The organism is Collinsella aerofaciens (assembly GCF_015557435.1).
Lineage (GTDB): Bacteria > Actinomycetota > Coriobacteriia > Coriobacteriales > Coriobacteriaceae > Collinsella > Collinsella aerofaciens_Z.
The window spans coordinates 1-7,394 of record NZ_JADNOH010000092.1; the positions used below are offsets into that span (position 1 = coordinate 1).

Here is a 7,394-nt window from a genome sequence, read left to right on the forward strand (position 1 = left end):
GCCGCTGACCGGTGGACGGCACCGAGCCGTCTGGTTGATTTGAAGAAGGGGGAGGTCTCGCGGCCTCTCCCTTTTTTGCGTTTATGAGCTTCTATCACACATAGTCGCTGTGTTTTATGACCCTCGTTTGTCGCATCTTCCGTGAACGGGCTACAATAACTGAGTCTGTGCAATATGGAGGTGAACATGGCTGAAGCTGGTATCGGCGTTGACATCGTCGAGATTTCCCGCATGAAATCAATTCTTGAAAAGACGCCGTCGTTTGCTCGGCGTGTGTTTACCGAAGAAGAGTGCGCGTACTGCGACGCCTCTTCGCGTCCTGCCGCTCGCTATGCCAGCCGCTTTGCTTCGCGCGAGGCGGTGCTAAAGGCTCTCGGAACGGGATTTAGCCAAGGTGTTGGCCGCAAGGATGTTTCGGTTACGCGCGATAAGCTCGGAAAACCGAAAGCATTACTTTCCGGTCGCGCACTCGAGATTGCTCAAGAGCTGGGTGTTGTTGAGGTCGCTCTTTCCATTACGCTTACTGGAGACTTGGCCGTTGCAAATGCCATCGCGATTACCGAAGATGCTCGGCCTAAGCCAAAAGATGAAAAGGTGAGCACCAAGAAACGCGTTGCGCAGACATTTAAAGAGGCTCGCTCTGTATTAGATGAGCTCGAGCAGCTGCAGAATTCAGCTTTGTCGGAGCACCTGGGCGATGCTTCGCAAGATACGCTAGGAGCATAGATGAAACCGGTTTTAAGTACCGAGGAAGTCGTTCGTCTCGAGGATATTATCGAACGCGAAGGAACTTCGAAGGCCGAGCTTATGGAGCTGGCGGGTGAGTTTGCCGCTAACGAGATCTTAAAGCTTAATCCCGATCGAGTCCTCGTTCTGGTCGGTTTTGGCAATAATGGCGGCGATGGTTGGGTGGCTGCCGATATCCTGAGCCATAAGGGTGTGGACGTGGATATCGTCTCCCCAGTTGAGCCCGATGAGATTCCCGCCGCGCTGGCTCGCCACGTTGCTCGTCGTACTGCCGGCCGTGATGTGCACGTTTGCGTCGGTCCCTCGCGTGACGAGCTCGAAGTGTTGATTGATAAGGCCGATGTCGTTGTCGACGCTATTTTTGGCACCGGTTTCCACGGGAATCTGCGTGCGCCGTTCTCCATTTGGATCCCTACGGTCAACGAATGCGCCGATTGCGTCGTGTCTATCGATGTCCCCTCGGGCCTGAATGCCGAGACTGGCGCGGTTGATGACGATTGCATTCGTGCCGAGCGTACGGTAACGATGATTGCCCCTAAGATTGGTTTGTATAGTGCCGATGGTCCTGAGTACGCTGGTGATTTGGTCTGCGGTAATCTTTACGATCGTCTTGACGAGGTTATCGATGATGTGGACCATGCGGCCGAGATCGTTGAGCCTGGCGACTTGGTCGATTACTTCGCTCCGCTGCCAACGAATATCGATAAGTATTCCCGTGGCTCTGTGCTCATTGTTGCCGGCTCTGCGCAGTACCCTGGTGCCGCCATTATGGCAGCCAAGTCTGCTGCCCGTGCTGGTGCCGGTTATGTGGCGGTCGCAACGCCAGATGCCTGTGCTAACCTTATTCGCATGGCGCTTCCTTCGATTCCCGTCTTTGCTATCCCGTCCGATTCCCGCGGTTCCTTTGGTGCTGCTGCGCGCATGACGGTGTGCGAGATTGCAAAGAAGTACAGCTGCGTGCTGTGCGGTCCCGGTATGACGACGTCTGCTGGCGCTATGCAGGTGGTCTCGGGCTTGCTTGAGCTTGATGTACCGCTCATCTTGGACGCCGATGCGCTCAACTGCCTCTCTAAGATTGCCATTGACGGTATCGATAGCAATCCCGAGATGTATCGTCGTGAGCAGCCGCTCGTCATGACGCCGCACTATCGCGAGCTTTCGCGTCTTGTTGCCGGTGACGAGGTCAACGATCTGGGGACTGCAATCGCGGCCGCGCAGAAGGTTGTCTGGGCTGCCGGCTCTGACAACCTCGTCGTCATTGCCAAGGGGCCGACGACGGCTATCTGTGGCGTTGAGCGCGTGCTGTTGCCGCTCTCGGGTCCGGCGTCGTTGGCGACTGCCGGTTCGGGCGATGTCCTTGCGGGTATTCTTGCCGGCACGCTGGCAACCATGCGTGATGAGATGGATCGCTGGGAGCTGCTGTATTCGTATGCCGTTGCGCTTCACAGCTATGCGGGTTTTGCCGCGGCGACGGAGTTCGGCGAGAAGAGCGTTATCGCGACCGATTTGATCGACTTGATCGGCCCCGCCATGGAGTTGGCGGCAAAGGATGCGCTCGAAGATCTGGGAATCATGGACGAAGGGTCGGATGACTAATCATGAATAAGGCCGATTTGACGCGCTGGTCCTGGGTTGAGATCGACCGCGGGGCACTTCGCCGTAACACGAGGGCTTACAAGAACCTGCTCGACCCGCGTCAGCGTCTGTGCTGTGTGGTCAAGGCCGATGCCTATGGCCATGGTGCTGTAGAGTGCGCCAAAATCATGTACTCTGCCGGAGCAGACATGTTTGCTGTGGCGACGGTCAACGAGGGCGTTGAGCTGCGCCAGGGTGGAATTACCAAGCCCGTTCTGATCTTGAGCGAGCCGCCTATCGAGGCAATCCCCACGTTGCTCGAGTTCGACATCATGCCTTCGGTCTATACGTCCGATTTTGCGCTGGCCTATGGCGAATGCGCTGTTGCGGCCGGCAAGGTGGGCAAGTACCATCTGGCTATCGAGACGGGCATGAATCGCATTGGCGTTCACTATACGCAGGTGCTCGACTTTGTACGCGGTATTAGTTTCCATCGCGGCATCCAATGCGATGGCGTCTTTACTCACTTTGCAACGGCCGATGAGCCGACCGGTTGGGACTATAAACTGCAGTGTCAGCGTTTTACCGAGGCCGTTCAGGCGATAAAGGACGCTGGCTTTGAGTGCGGCATCGTGCATTGCGCCAATACGCCGTCCTCAATGCTCGATTCCTCGATGCATTTTGATATGATTCGCGCCGGCATCGGTCTATATGGCCTGCAGCCGTGTGAGTTGAGCGGTCGTGTGATGCAGCTCGATCCCGTCATGAGCGTTCACGCGCGCGTGACACGCGTGGCGCATCCTGCGATGGGCGAGGGCGTGGGTTACGGTTTTACCTATCGCGTACCTCGCACGCGCGTCCAGATTTGCACGTTGCCGATCGGATACGCAGACGGTCTTTCGCGTACGCTTTCCAACCGCATGGATGTGCTATATCGTGGCGAGCGCGTGCGTCAGGTTGGCAATATCTGCATGGACCAATTTATGGTTGCCATTCAGTCCAACCCGGCGCACGAGATTCCCGAGGCCGAGTACGGTGACGAGATGATTATTGTCGGCCGCGACGGCGATGCCGAGATTACCATGGACGAGATGGCGCGCCTGCGCGGCACGATTAATTACGAGGTCGCCTGCGGCTTTGGCATGCGTCTCGACAAGGTCTACGTGTAGGAGCCACCATGGGCGTCATGCACATCCCCGGCCATAGCCATCAGGCGCCGCGCGAGGTCGCGCTCGAGGAGATCGAGGCGGTTTTAGGCGATTGCCGCCTGTGCCAGCTTTATCAATCGCGCCATAACATCGTTTTTGGCGTGGGAAATCCCCATGCCCGTGTGATGTTTATCGGTGAGGCGCCGGGCCGCAACGAGGATTTGCAGGGCGAACCCTTTGTGGGAGCAGCGGGCGAGGATCTCAACGACATCCTGTCGCTGGCTGGCCTTAAGCGCGAAGACGTTTATATCGCCAACGTGCTTAAGTGTCGCCCGCCGGGAAATCGCAATCCTCGTCCCGAGGAAGTTCTGGCCTGCTCCCCGTTTTTGCGTGAGCAGATTCGGAGCATTTGGCCCGATATCATCGTGACGCTCGGCAATCCCGCGACGCACTTTGTGCTCAAGACCGAGATCGGCATTACCAAACTGCGCGGCAGGTTCCATCAGATGGGGCACTTTGTGGTGATGCCCACGTTCCATCCGGCGGCGGCGTTGCGCAACCCGGCATGGCAGGAGCTGCTGGAGGAAGACTTTAAGATGCTGGGCGACTACCTGGAGCGACATCCCGCGCCAGAGAGCGCCTCGAACTAATAAGGAGCGCATATGTCCCTGGAGCGCCTGGGGGTAGGTACTTTCAAAACGACTTGCACCGCCGATACGGAGCATTTTGGCGAGCTGGTCGCACCGTGCCTGGAAGATGGCGATGTTTTGATTTTGACCGGCGGCCTGGGAGTGGGCAAAACCCACTTTACCAAGGGTGTCTCACGCGGTCTGGGCGACGGGCATATGGTTACAAGCCCTACGTTTGCGCTCATGGCCGTTCACGACCAAGGTCGTATTCCGCTGTTCCACTTTGACCTGTACCGCCTGGAGCATGCCTACGAGCTCGAGGATACAGGCATTTTCGATGTGCTGGGCTATGAGGGTGCTTGTCTGCTGGAATGGGGCGAACAGTTCCAGGACGAGCTGACGGATGAGTATCTTTCGGTAACGCTCAAACGTGATGAGAACGATGGCGATGTGCGAACGATAACGCTCGAGGCGCACGGCGAGCGCGCAACGGAGCTTTCCGATTTGATTGATAAGGCTGTACAAGATGAGCTTGCTTAACGATAACGCGCTGGTGGTGGCGCTCGATACCTCGACCGACATGCTTGCCTGCGCGGCAAGTTGGACCGATGTGCAGACGGGCGAGGCGAAGCTGGCGAGTGGCGACCATCTGTGCCGCCGCCACGCTAACGTTGAGCTCGTGAATACCGTTGATGGCGTGCTGGCACAGGCCGGTTTGGACCGCAGCGATGTCGGCTGCTATGTGGTCGGTCGCGGTCCGGGCTCGTTTACGGGCGTGCGCATTGGCATCTCCACCGCAAAAGGCCTGGCGCGCGGTGCCAACGTGCCGCTGCTGGGCGTATCGACGCTCGATGCTTGTGCCTGGACGGCGTGGAAGGCTGGCGTGCGCGGCAAACTCGGTATTCTTGCCGATGCCATGCGCGGCGAGGTGTACCCGGCGCTGTATGTGTTGAACGATGAGGGCCCCGAGCGCCTGTTTGAGCGCGAGCGCGTGGCTAAGGCCGCCGTGGCGCTCGACGAGTGGCGCCAGGCCGCGGACTGGGACCAGGTCCAGCTGACTGGTGACGGTCTCGTGCGATACGGAAAGCTGCTGAGCGAGGATGAGACTGCCCGCTGCGTGGAGCGCGACCTGTGGTGGCCTTCGGGCGGGGGCCTGCTCCTTGCGCATGCCGCAGGTGATGGCGACCCGGCCCGCGTCCTACCGATCTATACGCGTCTTTCGGACGCGGAGGAAAACGAGCGTAAGCGTCTCGGTCTTGCCGAGAGTGCGCAGAGTGAAATTACGGGCGTTGCCGACGAGCTTGCCGGACGTCATCTGCAGTTCCGTCCCATGGGCGCGGCAGATGCCGAGGGCGCAAGCGCACTGGAGGCTGTCTGCTTTGAAGGTGCCGGACATGAGACATGGACGCCGGGCATGTTCTTGTCTGAGCTGGGCGAGGACGTTGCCGCTCCGCGCAGCTGGTGGGTGGCACATGATGATGGTCAGCTGCTGGGTCTTGCCGGCGGCATGGTCGTGGATGGTGACGTGCAAATTATGGACGTTGCCGTCGATCCGGCGCACCGCCGCGAGGGTATCGCCCGCAAGCTGCTGTCGCACGTGAGCTATGACGCTCAGATGCTTGGCTGCACGACGGCCTCGCTTGAGGTCGAGGACGACAACGAGGGTGCGATTGCACTCTATGCCGCCTTGGGCTTTACCGAGGCGGGTCGCCGTCGTGGCTATTACGGTGCGGGCAAGGATGCCATCGTCATGACGGCACCGCTGCCTCTGGTGCTTCCGGTCGACAATGCTTCGCCCGAGCCGACGGCAGCTGAACGGCGCGTATGGCCGCTGCCCGCACCCGAGCGCACCGTTGAGGAGCGTGCCGAAATCGAGCGCCGTCGCCTCGTGCTTGCCATCGAGAGCTCCTGCGATGAGACAGCCGTGGCGATTATCGACGCGGACGGCAACATGCTTGCCAACCAGGTATCGACGCAGATCGATTTCCACGCCCGTTTTGGCGGCGTGGTGCCCGAGATTGCTTCGCGCAAGCATGTGGAGGTCATCGTGAGCGTCGTGGACGCGGCGCTCGAGGATGCCGCGGCATCGCTTGGTCTTGAGGGCGGAGCGATTGCCCCCGGCGAGCTTGCCGCCGTGGGTGTGACGCAGGGTCCGGGCCTGGTGGGTGCCCTCGTGGTGGGCGTCGCCTTTGCCAAGGGCTTTGCCTATGCTGCCGGCAAGCCGCTCGTGTGCGTCAACCATCTGGAGGGCCACCTGTTCGCCAACCTTCTGGCGCAGCCCGACCTCAAGCCGCCGTTTATCTTTACGCTGGTCTCGGGTGGCCACACCATGCTTGTCCACGTAAAGGCGTGGGGTGACTACGAGGTGCTCGGCGAGACGCTCGACGACGCCGTGGGCGAGGCCTTCGATAAGGTGGCCAAGGCGTTGGGCCTGGGCTATCCCGGTGGCCCCATCATCTCCAAGCTGGCCGAGACGGGCAATCCCAAGGCGATTGACTTTCCCCGTGCACTCAATAGCAGGGGAGACTACCGCTTCTCGCTGTCTGGTCTTAAGACGGCCGTGACGCTATACATTGAGCAGGAGACCAAGGCTGGGCGTACGATTCATCTGCCCGACCTGGCGGCTTCGTTTGAGGCGGCGGTCTTTGATGTGCAGTACAAGAAGGCCAAGAACGCGCTGCATGCCACCGGATGCAAGGAGTACTGCATCGGCGGCGGCGTTTCGGCCAACCCGCATCTGCGCGAGATGATGATCAAAAAGCTCGGACGCCAGGGCATCCGTGTGACGGTACCGCCTCTCTCGGCATGCACCGACAACGCCGCCATGATCGCGGAGGTCGCCCGCCGCAAATTCGACCGAGGAGAAATCTCGTCGTTCGATGTCGACGCCGATCCGAACATGACGCTGTAACTGGTAGGGCTCGGTCCCCGGTCGGAGGGGCCGGATATAAGGTTTCCTGCTCTACAGTCCTGCGCAAGACGAAGGCCACATTAAGTGGCCTTCTTTGCGTGCGGAACTCGCGATAAACCTTATATCCGGCCCCTCCGACCGGGGACCTCTCTGTATCGATATAGCTTCTGAGCTGGTTCGGCGTCGACAGCGACCAGCATAGTTAACCTACCAGCGTCGAATTTCCGGCGTTCTTTAGTTGAAAGAAAAAGATGGTGTGCGGAGCTTTGCTCCGCGCATTTGGGATGGGAGTCCCTGTGCGCTGCGGGAGCCGGGCGGCACATATGAACTTTATCGCGAGTTCCGCACGCAAAGGAAAGCACTTAATGTGCTTTCCGTCTTGCG

6 protein-coding genes are annotated in these 7,394 nt (G+C 59.4%); all 6 read left to right on the forward strand.

Annotation, left to right across the window (positions count from 1 at the left end; translation table 11 throughout):
* Positions 1-186: 186 nt before the first annotated feature.
* From acpS to tsaD, 6 genes are read left to right on the forward strand one after another with little or no spacing between them, the layout of a single operon-like run.
* The gene (gene acpS, locus I2G43_RS09125) at positions 187-726 is read left to right on the forward strand and encodes a holo-ACP synthase (protein WP_195535911.1); all 540 of its coding nucleotides are present in this window, start codon (positions 187-189) and stop codon (positions 724-726) included.
* Positions 727-2,343, forward strand: a complete 1,617-nt coding sequence (locus I2G43_RS09130; RefSeq protein WP_195535912.1) for an NAD(P)H-hydrate dehydratase — start codon at positions 727-729, stop codon at positions 2,341-2,343.
* A 2-nt stretch (positions 2,344-2,345) separates the two neighbouring features.
* On the forward strand, positions 2,346-3,491 hold the full coding sequence (alr, locus tag I2G43_RS09135; protein ID WP_195535913.1) for an alanine racemase: 1,146 nt from the start codon (positions 2,346-2,348) through the stop codon (positions 3,489-3,491).
* Positions 3,492-3,499: 8 nt separating this feature from the next.
* Positions 3,500-4,120, forward strand: a complete 621-nt coding sequence (locus tag I2G43_RS09140; protein ID WP_195535914.1) for a uracil-DNA glycosylase — start codon at positions 3,500-3,502, stop codon at positions 4,118-4,120.
* Positions 4,121-4,132: 12 nt separating this feature from the next.
* On the forward strand, positions 4,133-4,639 hold the full coding sequence (gene tsaE, locus I2G43_RS09145) for a tRNA (adenosine(37)-N6)-threonylcarbamoyltransferase complex ATPase subunit type 1 TsaE (RefSeq protein WP_195535915.1): 507 nt from the start codon (positions 4,133-4,135) through the stop codon (positions 4,637-4,639).
* Positions 4,626-7,010 (forward strand): tRNA (adenosine(37)-N6)-threonylcarbamoyltransferase complex transferase subunit TsaD, encoded by a 2,385-nt coding sequence (gene tsaD, locus I2G43_RS09150; RefSeq protein WP_195535916.1) that lies wholly within the window; start codon positions 4,626-4,628, stop codon positions 7,008-7,010. The genes tsaE and tsaD overlap by 14 nt, the downstream gene beginning before the upstream one ends.
* Positions 7,011-7,394: the final 384 nt, after the last annotated feature.